This window comes from Rurimicrobium arvi (assembly GCF_039540495.1).
Lineage (GTDB): Bacteria > Bacteroidota > Bacteroidia > Chitinophagales > Chitinophagaceae > Rurimicrobium > Rurimicrobium arvi.
The window spans coordinates 669,809-686,443 of the sequence record NZ_BAABEZ010000022.1; the positions used below are offsets into that span (position 1 = coordinate 669,809).

Genomic DNA, 16,635 nt, shown 5'->3' on the forward strand with positions numbered 1-16,635 from the left:
CAAAAAATTATCGCAAAAAAATTGTTTACGTGGTACAACGCCTGAAAACACTGCATTGTGGCGCGTGGCATTTATCTTTGAGCGGTTATTCTATTCGTCGTGCCTGCCACAGAAACGCTCATATATGCCGGGTATATTTCTATTGTATTGCTATCGCTATGGGGATTGTGGTGCGACAGGCTCCCCTATTCGCTGAACAAACTGTTCTGGCTGTTCTGCCTCGTATTTTTTGGAATAAGTCCGCTCCTGCAATTTGCATTGCACACATTTCCTTTTCCCTGGACAAATAACCAGGAAAACCTGAAATCATTTCTTGCAACCAATAATGTCGTTCTGTGCGCGATGATGGTTTATGGAATCATACGGCTTGCCGTTTGGAAAGGATCACAGCGCGAAACACTGATTCAGTTGCCGGCACGGACGGACGGATTAAGCCGCGCTGGAATAATATTGCTGTTTATTGCACTGGCAATACAAATCCTGATCGCACCCAATCTGCTGGTACGACAGGCGGTTGACGCCCCGGGGCTGATCCGGAATCAGTCGCTGCAGCTGCTGGCAGATAAAGCTGTGAAAGGGATTGTATTGTGCGGCATACTGAGTCTGCTGACGGGTTACCGGGAAAGAAAAGTTAGCCCGGGATTACTTACCGGAGCTATGGCACTTACCGCGCTCGCCAATATGCCGACGGCCATTCCGCGTTACTGGCTCGCATGCCTGTATCTCGGGGTGGCTATTACCTGCTGTCTGAGGCTGCTGGTGCTACGAGCGCGCTTGTTCGAAACGCTGTTGTTCGCGGGCTTGATAATCATATTTCCTTTACTGAGCCTTATCAGGCAGGCGCCCGCATCGCAATACCCTTCCGGAAACATCATGCAGCGAACTTTTTGCAGCCAGGACTTCGACGCTTATGCCTCTCTGAGAAATACCATTTTGCATACCGAAACGCAGGGTATGCAGCATGGGAAACAGATCGGCACGACCCTGATGTTTTTTGTACCCAGATCTGTATGGCCCGCCAAAAGCATCGGTAGCGGCGCAATTGTGAATCCACCGCGACCCGGCTCCGACTTCAATAACTATTGCAGTCCGCTGCCGGCGGAAGGTTATCTCGATTTCGGATTCACCGGAGCGTTGTTGTGGGTTGCTGTGTGCGCACTATTTGCCGGATGGTACGATCGTTATTATTGGTTCAGCAGAAAAGACCCGAACAGCTTCGCCCGCCTGTTCTACCCTGCATATCCGGGACTCTTTTTTTTCACATTAAGAGGCGACCTGCTATCGTCTTTTGCGTACAGCGTCGGTATTGCCGCGTCGGGGTATGTATTTTACAGAGTGTTTGTTTCGCGGAGATCAGGAAGGCAGGTAAACAGGCTTTAATACATTTACCCATAAGTGCTGCTTTAATTGAGCATTTGCCGCTATTTCCTCCAATGAGGAAGTAGCCATCCAAACCGCACCGTTAAAGTGGTTCACCGCATGCAACATCATCATTGCCGTAATGCCCAACTGGGAAGGCTGCACACCCAGCAGCAGTACTTTGGTGGCGCCGCTGAGCGATTTCAGCTTATGCCAGGCAAAAGACGCCGTTTCGTTTACGAACAAAATCTGGTAAGCGGAAGCATCCAGCTTGCAGGCCCCCAGCATGCGTTGCAATTGCTGTTCAGCGTCAGACCCGCTCGCATAAGGCCTGCTGATCACCAATGTATCACATTGATTCAGTGGAGGATAATTTTGCTCATCCCAGAGCGAATCAATGTCCGCACGTACAAGCGGCGTATTAAAGATTTCAGGCGCAACAGCTTCCATAACACAAATATTTATAAGTAATCACAGGAAACGCAAGTGGCAAAAAAAGCGTTTCTTTGCGCAAATTTATTTACAAATCTTATTGATAATACAATGGCTTACGAAATCAAGGTCAACAAAATCCCACAAAGCAGAATAGCTCAACTGGATCAGAAAAACATCCAGTTTGGCCGCCTATATGCCGATCACATGCTGGTAGCTCACTACGAGGATGGAGTGTGGGGAAGCCCGGAAATCGTACCATTTGAAAATATCAGTCTGAGTCCTGCCACAACCTTCATGCACTACGGACAGGCGATCTTTGAAGGCGTGAAAGCTTACCGCAACGCTGAAGGCGGCGTTCAGATTTTCCGTCCCGAGTCTAACTGGAAACGCATGAATAAGTCTGCGGAGCGTATGGGTATGCCTGATCTTCCGGAAGAGTTGTTCGTGGAAGGCATGCGTAAACTCATTGAAGTGGATGCAGCCTGGGTTCCTACAGAACCGGGATGTTCTCTGTACATCCGTCCGTTCATGATCGCTACAGATGAGTTTGTAGGGGTGCGTCCGGCAACCAAATTTACATTTATGATCATCACCAGCCCTGCGGCTGCCTACTATTCCAAACCTGTTTCTATTTATGTTCAGGACGAATTCGTACGTGCATTCCCCGGTGGTATCGGCATGACCAAAGCAGCAGGTAACTATGGAGCCTGTATGTACCCGGCACAGCAGATCCAGAAAATGGGATACGATCAGATCCTGTGGACAGATGGCTTTGAACATAAGTATGTTCAGGAAATTGGAACCATGAACGTATTTTTCGTTATCGGTGACAAAGTGATCACTCCCGATCTGAACGCAGGTACGATCCTCGCAGGTGTTACGCGCGACAGTGTGATCACACTGCTGAAAGAAAAAGGTGTTACCGTTGAAGAGCGTCCGATTTCCATTGACGAAATTGAAGCTGCTTACAAGAACGGCTCCCTGAAAGAAGCGTTCGGAACGGGAACAGCTGCATCAGTTGCTCCTATCGGCAAACTGACTTTCCACACAGATGTAATGCAGTTGCGCCCTGTTGAGGAATGGGAAACAATGAACTGGATCAAAACAACACTGGATGATATACGTTATGGCCGCAAGGCAGATAACCACAACTGGGTATTGAAAGTATGCTGATATCCTTATTAAATATCCTTTAAGCAAAGAGCCCGTAACAGATGTTGCGGGCTCTTTCTTTTCACGACATTGCCAGCAAGGCAATTACGATCAGTGACAACAGCAACCCGAGCTTATTCCTTGCAGACGGGCGTTCTCCGAAAAACAACATCGCGATCAACGAAGAGGCAACAAGAACACCCACGTTGCTCAACGGTATCATTGCCGAACTTTGTATAAAATTGCTGTTTAGCATGCGGATCATAAAGTAGATCGAAAAGTAATTCGGCACACCAAGCGCTATACCTCCTGCCACATTGCGCCAGGAAAAACGCATGCGTCCGGTAATCAGGAAAAACAGCAACAGCAATGTACCAATGGTGCCTGCCACGAAAAACAGATGTATGGTATAAGATGCCTGTTCAGACGGAGTAGCAAGGTAGCGCTGCTCTGCATATTTCATGGCAGTATCCAGCAATCCGCTGCCGATAAACAACAGCACGATCCAGAAGAGATTGTGCTTATGCGGACTTACCTTTTCCATTGAGGCTTTCGGGAGCGAAGCCAGGTACACGGCAGGGAAAGCCAGTACGATACCCAGCCATTGCACCAGACCCGGATGCTCGTCGTACAGGACGATAGAGAACAATACAGGGATCACCAGTGATAATTTATTGGCAACGGTGGCTGCAGTAATTCCGTCCCTGCGGGTACAATAAGCAAACAGATTGAAAATAGATATGAATCCGGCGCCCATCAATAAACACAATCCCAGCCAGTCCCTGGAGAGGCTTGCTGCGCCTACCGGAAAGGAGCCCAGGAACGCGGAGCCGGTGAGCACACATACCCAGTAATTCACCACAATCGCCTGAAAGTTATCGACCCGGAAACGAACAAATAATTTAAACAATGCTGCCAGCAAGGCGTTCAGCAGCACCATCAACAGCAGGTACATCATAAATCGAGGGAATGGAGTCCCAGAGTACCGGGAGCGTAGGAATTGTTGTTGTGAATATAATAGTGTAAACGATTATCGCCGAGCGGCCAATCTGCACAATGCAGGGCTTCTGAAAGCCGGGGTGCCTGTATTCCATTGCTATCGACATCTCCGGCAATAAATACGCGTGCCTCATCCCAGAGGCCCTGATCAATGAACGACTGTAATAATTGTACTCCGCCTTCCACAATCAGCGAATTCTTTCCGACAGCACTCAATTCATCGAGCAGTTGTGTGAGCAAGCGGTCATCAAATGGCAACTTGTGGTACCGAACGGAACCGGAATTGCCTGCTTCCAATTCATTGACGATCCATGTTGCCGGCCCCTCCTGCAACAGTTGATGTGTTGCCGGTATACGAAGGGTTCTGTCCAATGCAATGCGTAACGGAACATGACCATATGAGCTGGTGAGACGCGGGTTATCGTTGATTGCAGTTATGGTTCCCACCATGATGGCCGACTCTTTGGCACGCCAGCGGTCGTTCAGCCGCTTCGACCAGCTATTGGAAATCTGCAGCCGGGAGCGATCGGCAGGAGCAAAAAAGCCATTCTGCGTCTGAGCCCATTTCAGAATAATATAGGGTCTGTTGCGTGTATGCACACAGAAGAAACGGCGATTGAGCCATGCAGCATCCTGCTCCAGAACGCCTGTATCTACCTGGATTCCTGCTGCCAGCAGCTTATCTATTCCCTTACCGTCCACCGCAGCAAAAGGATCGCGGTTGGCCACGACCACGCGTTGTACCCGTTCCCGGATCACCCGGTCTGCACAAGGCGGTGTTTTGCCGAAATGCGCGCAGGGTTCCAAACTGACGTACAGGGTGGACTCAGGGATGAGCACACGGTCTGCTTCGGATACTGAGGCAAAACAATTTACCTCTGCGTGTGCCGCCCCATATACCTGATGGAATCCTTCACCGATGATCCGTCCCTGATGTACCAGCACCGCGCCGACGAGCGGATTGGGTGCAGCATAGCCTTCTGCGCGCTGGGCGAGCTGCAGGCAGCGCATCATATACAACTGATCTTCGGAAACGCACATTCTTCCGCGAAAATAACGAATCGTCATTCATTTCAAATCGACGGTATTATGTTTCTTTGCAGACAGAATGATGAACTGGTCGCAGGCTTTTTACCAAACCAAAGAACAACTTTCTCCGTTGTATGATCCGGCGGAGGCAGCTGCGGTCGCGCATATGCTGCTGGAGCAGATCAGCGGAATGAGCAAGATGGAGCGACTGATGCAGAAAGACGGCTTGCTGGACGCATCGCAGGAATTCCGTCTGGAGACTGCGGTACAGCAACTCAGAAAGGCTACACCGATACAATACATCCTCGGTGAGGCCTGGTTTCTGGAACGCCGTTTCGTCGTAAATCCATCCGTGTTGATACCGCGTCCGGAGACCGAGGAATTGGTGCTTTGGATCGTTCAGGACTTTGGTGATAAGGCTCCTGCAATACTGGACATCGGTACGGGTTCAGGCTGTATCCCCATTTCCCTGAAAAAAGAGATCCCTGCCGCAACTGTGGAAGCCTGCGATATCAGCCCCGGCGCACTGAAAACAGCCAGGGAAAATGCGGCTTACCTGGATGCGGACGTAACCTTTAAAAAGATAGATATATTAAGCCCCGAAGCGGCATCGCTGATGGGGATGTATGACGTGATTGTATCCAACCCACCCTATATACCGGAGAGGGAAGCGGCCGGGATGCATGCGAATGTAACCGGGCACGAACCACATATTGCTTTATTTGTGAAAGATGACGACCCATTGCTGTTTTACAGGAATATTGCGCAGAAAGCGATGACGCGATTAAAAGACGGAGGCTGCCTGTATTTCGAAATTCATTGTGATTTCATGCCACAGACGCGCGACCTGCTCCAATCGCTCGGATATACCCATATCACTCCCCGTCGCGATATGCATGACAACTGGCGTATGATACGCGCCGGACTGCAGACACGGTAATTTATCAGTCGAGACCCTGATAATGCATACTTTGATGTTGTACAAATTCCCGTACACGCTGATCAAAAACCACACGGTCGTTGAAGAGAAACGCGACTTCAATCGGCATTACATATACGGGCATGCTCATCGCCGAAAGGAGTTCCGGACGAAGTGCCAGGCGTGTCGCATCTTTTTCCGTAGTCAGTACCACACAATCACCGCCCCAGTTTTTCGCCACTTCTTCCACTTCGGCAAAATTGCGTGCAGTAAAAAAGTGATGATCGGGATGGGATAAGAGGTGCACGGCTGCAGCCTGCTGTTCCACGTGTGCAAGTAAAGGTTCCGGTTTGGCGATACCTGTCAGCAACAGTACTTTTTTCCCGGCAAATGATACCGCTTCGTCCGGACTGCCCATCCGGTACGCATTGCCGTAACGCACGCGACTGAAGCAAACCTGCTGAGACTGCGACGGCGCTATCCTGGAGCGGATATCCGCGGCTTCTGCAGTTGTCAGCGATGGCGGGCATTTCGATACTACAATCAGGTCTGCGCGTTTATACGCGTTCCTGCTTTCGCGCAGACTGCCATAGGGAAGGATATGATCTTTATAAAAAGGTTTGTTGTAATCCGTAATCAGCACATTCAGTCCCGCACGTACAGACCGGTGCTGAAATGCATCATCCAGCAGCACTACTTCAATTTCGGGCCGGTGCATCAGCAGGGAAGGAATGCCGGTCATACGATCCTCGGCAACGCTTACTGCAAGCTCAGGAAACTTCAGGTGATACTGCATCGGTTCATCCCCGATGTGCAGCGCGTTCGTCCGTTCATCCGCCAGCAGAAAACCACGCGTACGGCGTTTGTAACCCCGGCTCATTGTGGCAACCCGGTATTCGTACTGCAATAAACGCACCAGGTACTCGATATGGGGCGTTTTGCCGGTTCCTCCTACCGAGAGGTTCCCCACTGCGATCACCGGAATATCAAAAGATACCGATGACAGGAAACCCGCGTCGTATAAACGATTCCGCAGCCACACAAGTGATCCGTACAGTAATGTAAACGGGAGTAGCAGATATCTTAATAAAAACATGATCAGTTTAATTTCAAAACAGTACCGGAATACCGGTACCATGCACGTTCCAATATTTTTTCTTCAGGCACAAACGGCTTCAGCTGCGCCAGTCCCATCATATCGATGGCTGCGTTCATCAATGTGTCCGGATCGCTCACGGCACTCCCCGCTGCATAACGCCCGGCTTCCAGCATACACGCTTCGGGCACCAGTCCGATCAACTCAGACCCTGCCAAAGATACGCCCATAGCCGCTGCCGCCTGCCTGCACGCAAGCCATACCGTCAGCAGGCTGCTTGTATGATAATCCAGCAGATTGAACGAAACCTGCGCCTGTCCATAATCTTCCATATACCAGCCGATCGCGCGCACCATCGGCAATAATCCCTGCACTTTGCGTCGTTGCCCTTCATCCCCCTCCTCCCAATATCCCGATTGACGCAGGCTGCGGGCAATCGACTCCGCAACGAGCACGTCTTTTGTGTTTAAGGATATATTGAATGCCAACAATATCCGACGCACACCAATTACGGTTGCGCCGGTAACAGGATTGCCCGTGACCGGCCCGAAATCGGGGTGCCAGGCAGGGTCCGCCATGCGTTCCGAAAGCCCCTCATACTGCCCCTTGCGGATAACCGGTAAAGCCGCGCGATAAGTTCGTGACTGGCTGTATTCATATAGAAACACAGGGATCGACAATTCTTTGCCTACTCTTTCCGCAAGCTGTAATGCATACACATTTGCATCCGCTTCAGACATTCCCTGCAGCGGCACCAACGGACACACGTCCGTTGCGCCGATACGCGGGTGCACACCCTTCTGATTGCGCATATCAATACACGCTGCGGCAACAGATATGCCGCGGAAAGCCGCTTCGGCAACGGCATCAGGATCACCCGCGAAAGTGAATACCGTACGATTGGCGGCAGGGCTTTTATCTGTATGCAGTAAAAAAACACCCGGCACCGAACGGATCGCTTCTGCAATTTTTGTCAGTACGCTTTCATCAGCGCCTTCGCTAAAATTGGGAATACATTCCAGGATGGGTTTCATATCGAATGATTCAGAAAAACAGAAATGCTGTCAAATATAATTTCAGAAACGACAAAAAAAGCCCGTGGGTATCGATCCACGGGCTTTTCATATATCAAAGCAGGATTATTTCACTGCTTGTTTCGCGATATAATTGTTGATCCACTCGGTGGTCATTGATTTCGGACGCTCAATCGGGAATCCGAGTGCGCGATCCCAGCAAAGACTTGCAAGCACACCCAGCGCACGGCTCACGCCAAACAGCACGGTATAGAAATCTTCTTCCACAAGACCGTAGTGTTTCAGCAGTGCGCCGGAATGCGCATCCACGTTAGGCCACGGATTTTTGATCTTACCGGTTGATTCGAGGATTTCAGGAGCCACTTCATAAACGTTCCAAACGGTCTGAACCGTAGGGTTGTCTGCGCAGTGAACTTTTGCAAATTCCATCTGAGCAGTGAAGCGGGGGTCTGTTTTACGCAGTACGGCATGACCGTAACCGGGAACCACTTTACCCTCGCTCAGGGTTTTGCGGATGTAATCGGCGATCTGTTCTTTTGAAGGAGTGAGCGTACCGAGATCTTTCTGGAGCTCTTCGATCCAACGGATCACTTCCTGGTTGGCAAGACCGTGCAGCGGACCAGCGAGGCCCGTCATTCCTGCTGTGAAACACAGGTAAGGATCGCTCAGTGCAGACCCAACCAGATGTGTGGCATGAGCGGAAACGTTTCCACCTTCGTGATCAGCGTGGATGGTGAGGTACAAACGCATCAGCTCTTTGAAGCTGTCATCGTCATAACCGAGCATATGCGCAAAATTCGCGCTCCAGTCGAGCATTCCGTCAGGCTGGATATGCTCACCGTTTTTGTATTTACGGCGATAGATATAAGCTGCGATACGGGGCAGGCGCGCAATCAGCGTCATGCTGTCTTCGTATACATAATCCCAGTATTCTTTTTTGGAAATACCGGCCTCATAAGCTTTTGCAAATTTGCTTTCCGTCTGCAACGCGAGCACTGCAGCACAGAACTGCGTCATCGGGTGCGTGGAAACAGGGAACGCTTCGATCACCTGAAAAACGTGATTGGGTACATGGCTGCGGCGGGCCCAAACTGCGGAGATATGACCTGCATCTTCGTCTGTGGGAATCTCACCAACGAGCATCAGGTAGAACAGTCCTTCCGGACAAGGTTCTTTACCATCGCTTGCCTTCGGCAGCTTTTCGCGCAGCTCAGGAATAGAATACCCGCGGAAGCGGATACCTTCATTGGCGTCCAGCAGAGAAGTTTCGGTGATCAGACCGGGAATACCACGCATCCCCTGGTAAGCCTGAGCAATCGTAACCTGCCCCAAAGAAATCTCACCGTGTTCCGCTATTAATTTTTTGATTGCTGCAGATTGCTTATCTGCAACTTCTTTGAAATGGTCTTTAATGTAACCCATAGTGACAATAAATTGAAAAGTTGATTGGACGCAGACAGCCTCAGATTCGAACCCGACGGACGCAAAGATAACAAAACGAACTAAAGAAAATAGTTCGCTTCATAAACGATTTGTTATTTGTCCATTTGCCGTGTCTATAGGCTGGCAAACGCAGGCTGGCAAAAGCTTATACATTTTCAAAAGATATGTCAGGAACAGGTTTACGGATTTCGGAGTAACTTGCCGCGATGTCGCAAATTCCATTTTTTTACCACGACGGGGAACTGCTCGCAAATGAACTGCTGAGTCTTCACGAAGACACGGCAAAGCATGTAGTCCAGGTACTGCGCAAAAAAGAAGGAGACCTGATACAGCTAAACAACGGGAAGGGCCGGACCGCACTCGCGGCGCTTACCTCAGCCGGTAAAAAGCATTGCGTGGTGCGCCTGCAAAGCACGGAGCAGCATGCCGCTCCGTCGATACAACTGCATCTTGCCGTCGCCTTTACCAAGAATGCCTCCCGAAATGAATGGCTGCTGGAAAAAGCGACGGAACTTGGCGTTTCTTCTATAACTCCCCTTTTAAGCGAACGCACCGAACGCGAGAAATTCCGGGAAGACCGCGCACGCAACATACTTATTTCGGCTATGCTGCAATCACAACAGTATTACCTTCCGGAGCTGTACGCCCCGTCTACACTGAAACAGATTGCCGAACGTGCCGATACCGGCACACTGAAACTCATCGCACACTGTGACCCGCAAAGCACGCGTAACCCAATATCCAAAGTACTTTCAGCCGGAAAAGATGTATGGATACTGATAGGACCTGAAGGCGATTTCAGTCCTGCGGAGATCACCCAAATGGAAGCTTCCGGTTTTGCCGGAATTGCGCTGTGTGAACAACGATTAAGAACCGAAACCGCAGCTATGGCGGTTTGCGCTTACTTCAACCTGCTCAATGGAAAATAAATTCAAAATAATACTGTTTACGCTGCTCCTTTCCTGCGCCGGCAGCGCGTCCGCACAACAGCTGCGACTGGCCCTGCTCGTATACGGAGGTGGTGGCGACTGGTATGCGAATCCGAGTTCGCTCAGGAATCTCGCGCAATTCTGCAATGCACAACTACGCACCAATCTTGATACAAAGGAAGCACAGGTGGAAGCCGCAAGTCCTGAAATATTCAACTACCCTTTCGTACACATGACCGGTCACGGAAGATGGACGGTGAATGATGCTGAGGCAAAAAACCTGCGCAGTTACCTGATGGCCGGCGGATTTCTGCATATCGACGACAACTACGGGCTCGACGAATATGTGCGCCCGGCATTGAAAAAAATCTTCCCGGAACTGACGCTTACGGAGCTGCCCTTTTCCCACCCTGTTTACCACCAGAAATTCAATTTCACGAACGGGTTGCCGAAAATCCACGAGCATGACAATAAAGCACCGAAAGGATACGGTCTGATCTATGAAGGCCGACTGATAGTGTTTTACAGCGTGGAAACGGATCTCGGCGACGGATGGGAAGATCCGGATGTACATAACGACAAGCCCGCGCAAAGACAGGCTGCATTGCAAATGGGCGCCAACCTGGTTCAGTACGCATTCGACAAACCTTAAAAAAAAGACAGTGCTCTATAAAAAGATCGATGAAAATGACCTGCAGCAATTCCGGTCGCTACTGGGCGCGGAAGGCATGTCTGTAGCAGCGCCGGACCTGGCGCAATGCGCTTCCGACCATACGGAAGATTTCGTGTTTTACCCGGAGGTGGTCCTTCGGCCTCAGTCGACAGCCGAAGTAAGCGCAGTGCTTGCTTATTGCAACCAGCATAACATCCCCGTCACAGCGAGGGGAGCCGGAACAGGACTCAGCGGCGGTGCATTACCGGTTGCGGGCGGCGTTTCCCTGGATATGAAACGCATGAACCGAATCCTGAATATCGATACGCAAAATTTTCAGGTGACCACCGAACCCGGCGTCATTACCGAAGTATTACAGAATGCCGTAAAGGAAAAGGGCTTGTACTACCCGCCCGACCCTGCCAGTAAAGGCTCTTGTTTCATAGGCGGAAATATAGCCGAAAACTCAGGAGGACCCCGAGCCGTAAAATATGGCGTGGTCAAGGATTTCGTTTTGAATCTCGAAGTGGTGCTTGCAGACGGATCCGTGATGTGGACCGGCGCAAATGTGCTGAAAAACGCCACTGGCTATAATCTTACGCAACTGGTGGTAGGCAGCGAAGGCACTTTATGTATTGTTACAAAAATCGTGCTGCGGCTTATACCGGCGAACAGGCATGACCTGTTGCTGCTGATCCCGTTTCACGATGCATCAGAAGCATGCCGTGCCGTAAATGACATTTTTCTTGCAGGTATCACCCCATCGGCACTCGAATTTATGGAGCGTGATGCGCTGGAATGTGCCGTGCATTATTTCGGGGACAGTTCCGTTCCGCTACCCGACCATGTACAGGCGCACCTGCTTGTTGAAGTGGACGGAAATCATCCGGAACAGCTTATTGAAGAGGCAGAACAGATAACTGCCATTGCAGAAAAATACGCCACAGACCCGGTACTTTTTGCCGATACAGCCGCACAGAAACAGCAATTGTGGAAGCTGAGGCGTATTGTCGGTGAAGCGGTAAAAGGCAATTCCATCTATAAAGAAGAAGATACGGTGGTCCCCAGGGCATGCCTGCCGGAGCTGTTACAACATGTAAAAGAGACAGGGAAGAAATATGGTTTCAGATCTGTATGTTACGGTCATGCCGGCGACGGCAATCTTCATGTGAATATTGTAAAAGGCGATATGAGCGATCACGACTGGCAATATAAACTACCGGAAGGGATTCGCGAGCTGTTCGGAAAAGTGCATCAGATGGGCGGAACTATTTCCGGGGAACACGGGATCGGATATGTGCAAAAAACTTATTTATCCATCGTATTCAATGCAACTCAATTGGCTTTAATGGAAGCCATAAAAAAAGCATTCGATCCGAAGGGAATATTGAACCCTGGCAAGATATTTGCATAGGGAAAAGAATGTCACGCAGGAAGAAAGAAGCATTTAAGAAGAGCGGAATCAAATCATGGTCGGAAGACGACCGCCCCAGGGAAAAGCTGGTCAGTAAAGGAGAAAACAGCCTCAGCGATGCAGAATTAATCGCGATACTTATCGGAAGCGGAACCCCGGTGAGAAACGCACTGGACCTTGCGAGGGATGTCCTGAAACTCGTTGACCGGAAGCTGGGCACCCTTGGAAAAGTTACCATTACAGAACTGACCCAGATCAAAGGTATCGGGCCCGCGAAAGCGATCACCTTGCTTGCTGCGATCGAACTCGGCAGACGCCGGCAGATGGAGCCCGCAATCGCGCGGGAAATCATTACCGGGTACCAGGATGCGGTTGATATCCTGCAACCCTTATTACAAGACCTGGGTCAGGAGGTATTCTGCGTGCTCTATATGGATATTTCCGGAGCGCTGATACGGCACGAATTTATCAGTTATGGCGGACTGACCGCCACAATAGCCGATATACGGATCATACTCAAGAACGCATTGCTCTACAAATCATCCCGGATCATCGTAGCTCACAATCACCCTTCGGGCAACCCAAAGGTGAGTGAAGCCGATAAAAAGCTCACATACAAGCTACAGAGCGCCGCCGGATCAATGGATATCGAGTTGCTTGACCACATTATCATTGCGGGCAAACAGGCTGTCTCATTCGCAAACGAAGGCTTATTATAATAATATTTATTTCTGAAGCAGCCTGCTGCGCCGCTTAAAAACTCCGCTCTAAATGATTATCTTGCAGGCTTAACATCAGCTTAATTTCGACGCAAACAGGTATGCTCAACATAGGGATTTTCGGCGCAGGACATCTCGGAAAAATTCACATCCAGCAATGGAAGGAAATACCGCAGGTCCACATAGTGGGCTTTTTCGACCCCGACGATACAAATGCTGCAGCCGTAGCCGCGCAATACCAGATCCGGCGCTTTGAAAGTCCGGACGCACTGCTCGCGGTGTGTGAAGCAGCCGACATCGTTACCCCGACCATTTTCCACCACGAAATTGCCCGCAAAGCATTGCTTGCAGGGAAACACCTGTTCGTGGAAAAGCCTTTCACCAGCACGCTTGAGGAAGCGCAGGAACTGATCAAACTTGCGAAGGAAGCCAATGTTAAATGCCAGGTCGGACATGTGGAGCGCTTCAACCCTGCCCTGCTGGCTTTGGAACATACCGCATTGCAACCGATGTTTATCGAATCGCACCGTCTGGCCACCTTCAATCCGCGCGGAACAGATGTTTCGGTAATACTCGACCTGATGATCCATGATATTGACATCATTCTTCACCTCGTAAAGTCACCCGTAAAACGTATTTCGGCAAGCGGCGTGGCCGTAATGAGCGAAACACCCGATATTGCTAATGCGCGCATTGAGTTTGACAACGGTTGCGTAGCCAATCTTACAAGCAGCCGCATTTCGCTGAAACGCATGCGCAAAATGCGCCTGTTCCAGCGCGATGCCTATATCAGCGTGGATTTCCTGGATAAGAAAACGGAGATCATCCGCCTTTCCGACTCCTCCGGCAACAGCAATGCATTCGATATTCCGCTGGAAATGCCCAATGGTGATAAAAAGATATTGCAGGTGGAAAATCCCGCAGTACCGGAAATAAACGCCATCCGCATGGAACTGGCCGAGTTTGCCGACGCCGTTATAAATGACAAAGCGGTAAAGGTGACTGCCTTCGATGGCTATCAGGCTATGGAAGTAGCACACCTCATTCTGAAAAAAATGAGTTTACATAATCAGATACACAATGAATAATTGCTTTTTACGTTAAGTGTAAGAAGTGTACCGACAGGAATGAAGAAAAACGTTTACTTATTATTTTTTATAGCTGTGTTTTGCTGGGGGTGTAATATTATCAACCCTAAAGAACCTGTACCTACTTTTCTGCATATTGAACCTTTTCAATACAGCAATCCCGACTCCAGCTTTACCGGCAGCTCCAGCCACAGCATTCCTGCGGCAAAAGTATTCATTAACAACTCTGCCGTGGGAGTATTTGACCTTCCCTGTACGGTACCGCTGATCCTCAGTAAAGACGAGGAGATATTTATTATTCCCGCCGTTACCAATCAGGGCCTCAAAAGTTATGTCATTGCGTACCCGTTTTATGAACTGGATTCCGTTGCTGTAAAACACGCACCCGGTCAGACTTTTTCTTTTACGCCCAAAACGCGCTACCTGCATTCGCTCACCCGCTCCTCTTTCCGTCAGATGATCAATTTTGAAGAAGGCAATCTCTTCAGAACAACCGGCGGAGATACCGGCGTTCAGCTGATCACTAATCCGGAGCTTAAAATTGAGGGAAAGTATTCGGGCTATATTTATGTGGACCAGAACCACAGGAATTCAGAATCCGTATCAACGAACTATTTTGAGTTGCCTACGAGCGACTGCTGGCTGGAACTGGAATACAAGTGTTCGGTACCGTTCCAGATAGGGTTCCGCGCAGAAGACGCAAACAACAATTCTTACGAAGCATATTCGGTTGGGTTCTATCCAAAATCCGAAACCAACAAAGTGTATGTGAATGTTTCCAATTTCACCAATGCCAATACACAGTATTCCCGCTTCTACCTTAAGATCCGTGTTTCCCTGGACGACGACGATGGTAAATACACTGAAGGCTACGTTGTACTCGACAATTTCAAAGTGATTTACAAATAGATGTTTGCGTACCTGTCCCCGGTAAAAAAGAAAGCCATTCGCGTAATGATGGTGTCAGACTTTCTGACATCGGCGCTTGCATGGCTGCTGTTCTGGGTGATCAGGCATAAAACATTGCTGCAAACCGGTTTCAGTGAAGCGATCACATTGATGAAACCGATCGATCTTCTTGAAGGGATTGTGTTGTTGCCACTGGGCTGGTTGTTCCTGTACCATCTTTCCGGCACCTATTTCGATCTGTACCGGAAATCCCGCATAGATGAGATCTACCGCACTTTTATTTCCTGTTTTATCGGCAGCCTGCTGCTCGCATTTACCCTGGTGAGTAACGACACGGATAACTTTTCGTATTTCTTTACGATGACCTGGCGTTATTTCTTCATCCATACCGCATTTACACTTGCAGCCAGAATGTTCATCCTGTTCCGTGTAAAAAAGAATATCATTTCCGGGCGCGTAGGATTCAACACGATGATTGTCGGCGGCAATGAGCAGGCGATCCAGATTTACAAACAGATCACCGGCAACGATAAGATCCTCGGAAATATTTTTAAAGGGTTCGTTTATTCCCAGAAAGAAACCGGCAACGGCATGAGCCATTACCTGCCGCAACTGGGAAATCTTGCGCAGCTGGAATCCATTATAGACGAATACGCGATCGAAGAAGTGATTGTCGCAGTGGACAGCTCCGAACGGAGTCTGCTCGAAAACATTCTGACACGCCTGAGCTATAAGGCCGTTGTGGTAAAAGTCTTACCCAACCTGTACGACATCATTTCAGGGTCGGTGAAAACGAACAATGTGTATGACACCATTCTGGTACACATTGAGCCTTCCATCATGCCCGACTGGCAGATCGTATGCAAGCGCGTGATTGATATCGTGGCCTCTTCTATTGCGATATTGCTGTTGTCTCCGGTGTACCTGTTTGCGGCAATCAAGGTAAAACTCTCTTCACCGGGTCCTATTTTCTATAAGCAGGAACGGATCGGGCTGTACGGCAAAACGTTCAACATCATTAAATTCAGGTCGATGTTTATGAGCGCAGAGCAGCACGGACCGGCACTCTCGCGTCGCAACGACCCGCGCATTACCAATTGGGGACGCGTGATGCGTAAATGGCGTATCGACGAAATCCCGCAGTTCTACAATATCCTTATCGGCGACATGAGCCTTGTAGGTCCGCGACCCGAACGCAAATATTATATCGACATCATCTGCACCACGCATCCGCACTACCGCTACCTGCACAAAGTGAAGCCGGGCCTTACCTCCTGGGGAATGGTGAAATATGGCTATGCGCAAAACGTGGATGAAATGAAAAAACGTATGGAGTACGACCTCCTGTACATCGAGAACTGTTCCCTGGCGCTGGACATAAAGATCATGCTGCACACGTTGATCGTGATCGTGGAAGGCCGGGGCAAATAGTCTTTCTTTTTCACATAAAGACAAGTA

General features: G+C 49.6%; 16 protein-coding genes. 10 read left to right on the forward strand and 6 right to left on the reverse strand.

Features of this window, described 5'->3' with window-relative positions:
- The first annotated feature begins 99 nt into the window (after positions 1-99).
- Positions 100-1,380, forward strand: a complete 1,281-nt coding sequence (locus ABD846_RS09635) for a hypothetical protein (RefSeq protein ID WP_344825881.1) — start codon at positions 100-102, stop codon at positions 1,378-1,380.
- On the opposite strand, the gene ABD846_RS09640 is transcribed toward ABD846_RS09635, so the two are convergent.
- On the reverse strand, positions 1,354-1,809 hold the full coding sequence (locus ABD846_RS09640; RefSeq protein WP_344825884.1) for a hypothetical protein: 456 nt from the start codon (positions 1,807-1,809) through the stop codon (positions 1,354-1,356). The two genes, ABD846_RS09635 and ABD846_RS09640, sit on opposite strands and share 27 nt — an antisense overlap.
- Before the next feature lie 93 nt (positions 1,810-1,902).
- Here ABD846_RS09640 and ABD846_RS09645 point away from each other — a divergent pair, with 93 nt between their 5' ends.
- The gene (locus tag ABD846_RS09645) at positions 1,903-2,967 is read left to right on the forward strand and encodes a branched-chain amino acid aminotransferase (protein ID WP_344825887.1); all 1,065 of its coding nucleotides are present in this window, start codon (positions 1,903-1,905) and stop codon (positions 2,965-2,967) included.
- A gap of 61 nt (positions 2,968-3,028) precedes the next feature.
- On the opposite strand, the gene ABD846_RS09650 is transcribed toward ABD846_RS09645, so the two are convergent.
- Both ABD846_RS09650 and ribD read right to left on the reverse strand, forming a co-directional pair.
- A complete protein-coding gene (locus ABD846_RS09650) occupies positions 3,029-3,904 on the reverse strand; it encodes an EamA family transporter (RefSeq protein WP_344825889.1) in 876 nt (291 codons plus the stop codon).
- Entirely contained in the window at positions 3,901-5,013 is a 1,113-nt protein-coding gene (gene ribD, locus ABD846_RS09655) for a bifunctional diaminohydroxyphosphoribosylaminopyrimidine deaminase/5-amino-6-(5-phosphoribosylamino)uracil reductase RibD (RefSeq protein ID WP_344825892.1), read from the reverse strand. Before ribD ends, ABD846_RS09650 begins: the two co-directional genes overlap by 4 nt.
- A gap of 40 nt (positions 5,014-5,053) precedes the next feature.
- Here ribD and prmC point away from each other — a divergent pair, with 40 nt between their 5' ends.
- The gene (gene prmC, locus ABD846_RS09660) at positions 5,054-5,914 is read left to right on the forward strand and encodes a peptide chain release factor N(5)-glutamine methyltransferase (protein WP_344825896.1); all 861 of its coding nucleotides are present in this window, start codon (positions 5,054-5,056) and stop codon (positions 5,912-5,914) included.
- 4 nt (positions 5,915-5,918) lie between these two features.
- Here prmC and lpxK read toward each other — a convergent pair whose 3' ends face one another.
- The 3 genes from lpxK to ABD846_RS09675 all read right to left on the reverse strand — a co-directional run bounded on the left by lpxK (position 5,919) and on the right by ABD846_RS09675 (position 9,445).
- On the reverse strand, positions 5,919-6,989 hold the full coding sequence (gene lpxK / locus ABD846_RS09665) for a tetraacyldisaccharide 4'-kinase (RefSeq protein WP_344825899.1): 1,071 nt from the start codon (positions 6,987-6,989) through the stop codon (positions 5,919-5,921).
- 2 nt (positions 6,990-6,991) lie between these two features.
- Positions 6,992-8,023: a glutamate formimidoyltransferase gene (gene ftcD, locus ABD846_RS09670; RefSeq protein ID WP_344825902.1), complete on the reverse strand. Its 1,032-nt coding sequence runs from the start codon at positions 8,021-8,023 to the stop codon at positions 6,992-6,994.
- Positions 8,024-8,128: 105 nt separating this feature from the next.
- A complete protein-coding gene (locus ABD846_RS09675) occupies positions 8,129-9,445 on the reverse strand; it encodes a citrate (Si)-synthase, eukaryotic (protein ID WP_344825905.1) in 1,317 nt (438 codons plus the stop codon).
- A gap of 227 nt (positions 9,446-9,672) precedes the next feature.
- Here ABD846_RS09675 and ABD846_RS09680 point away from each other — a divergent pair, with 227 nt between their 5' ends.
- From ABD846_RS09680 to ABD846_RS09710, 7 genes are all read left to right on the forward strand, one after another.
- Positions 9,673-10,395, forward strand: a complete 723-nt coding sequence (locus tag ABD846_RS09680; RefSeq protein ID WP_344825908.1) for an RsmE family RNA methyltransferase — start codon at positions 9,673-9,675, stop codon at positions 10,393-10,395.
- Complete coding sequence (locus tag ABD846_RS09685; RefSeq protein WP_344825911.1) at positions 10,385-11,047, forward strand: DUF4159 domain-containing protein; 663 nt, start codon at positions 10,385-10,387, stop codon at positions 11,045-11,047. The genes ABD846_RS09680 and ABD846_RS09685 overlap by 11 nt, the downstream gene beginning before the upstream one ends.
- Before the next feature lie 10 nt (positions 11,048-11,057).
- On the forward strand, positions 11,058-12,461 hold the full coding sequence (locus ABD846_RS09690; protein ID WP_344825913.1) for an FAD-binding oxidoreductase: 1,404 nt from the start codon (positions 11,058-11,060) through the stop codon (positions 12,459-12,461).
- An 8-nt stretch (positions 12,462-12,469) separates the two neighbouring features.
- Positions 12,470-13,180 carry a RadC family protein gene (gene radC / locus ABD846_RS09695; protein WP_344825916.1) on the forward strand — a complete coding sequence of 237 codons (711 nt, stop codon included), beginning with the start codon at positions 12,470-12,472 and terminating at the stop codon, positions 13,178-13,180.
- Between the two features lie 101 nt (positions 13,181-13,281).
- Positions 13,282-14,268: a Gfo/Idh/MocA family protein gene (locus ABD846_RS09700; RefSeq protein WP_344825919.1), complete on the forward strand. Its 987-nt coding sequence runs from the start codon at positions 13,282-13,284 to the stop codon at positions 14,266-14,268.
- 39 nt (positions 14,269-14,307) lie between these two features.
- Positions 14,308-15,177: a hypothetical protein gene (locus ABD846_RS09705; protein ID WP_344825922.1), complete on the forward strand. Its 870-nt coding sequence runs from the start codon at positions 14,308-14,310 to the stop codon at positions 15,175-15,177.
- A complete protein-coding gene (locus ABD846_RS09710) occupies positions 15,178-16,608 on the forward strand; it encodes a sugar transferase (RefSeq protein ID WP_344825925.1) in 1,431 nt (476 codons plus the stop codon).
- Positions 16,609-16,635 lie beyond the last annotated feature (27 nt).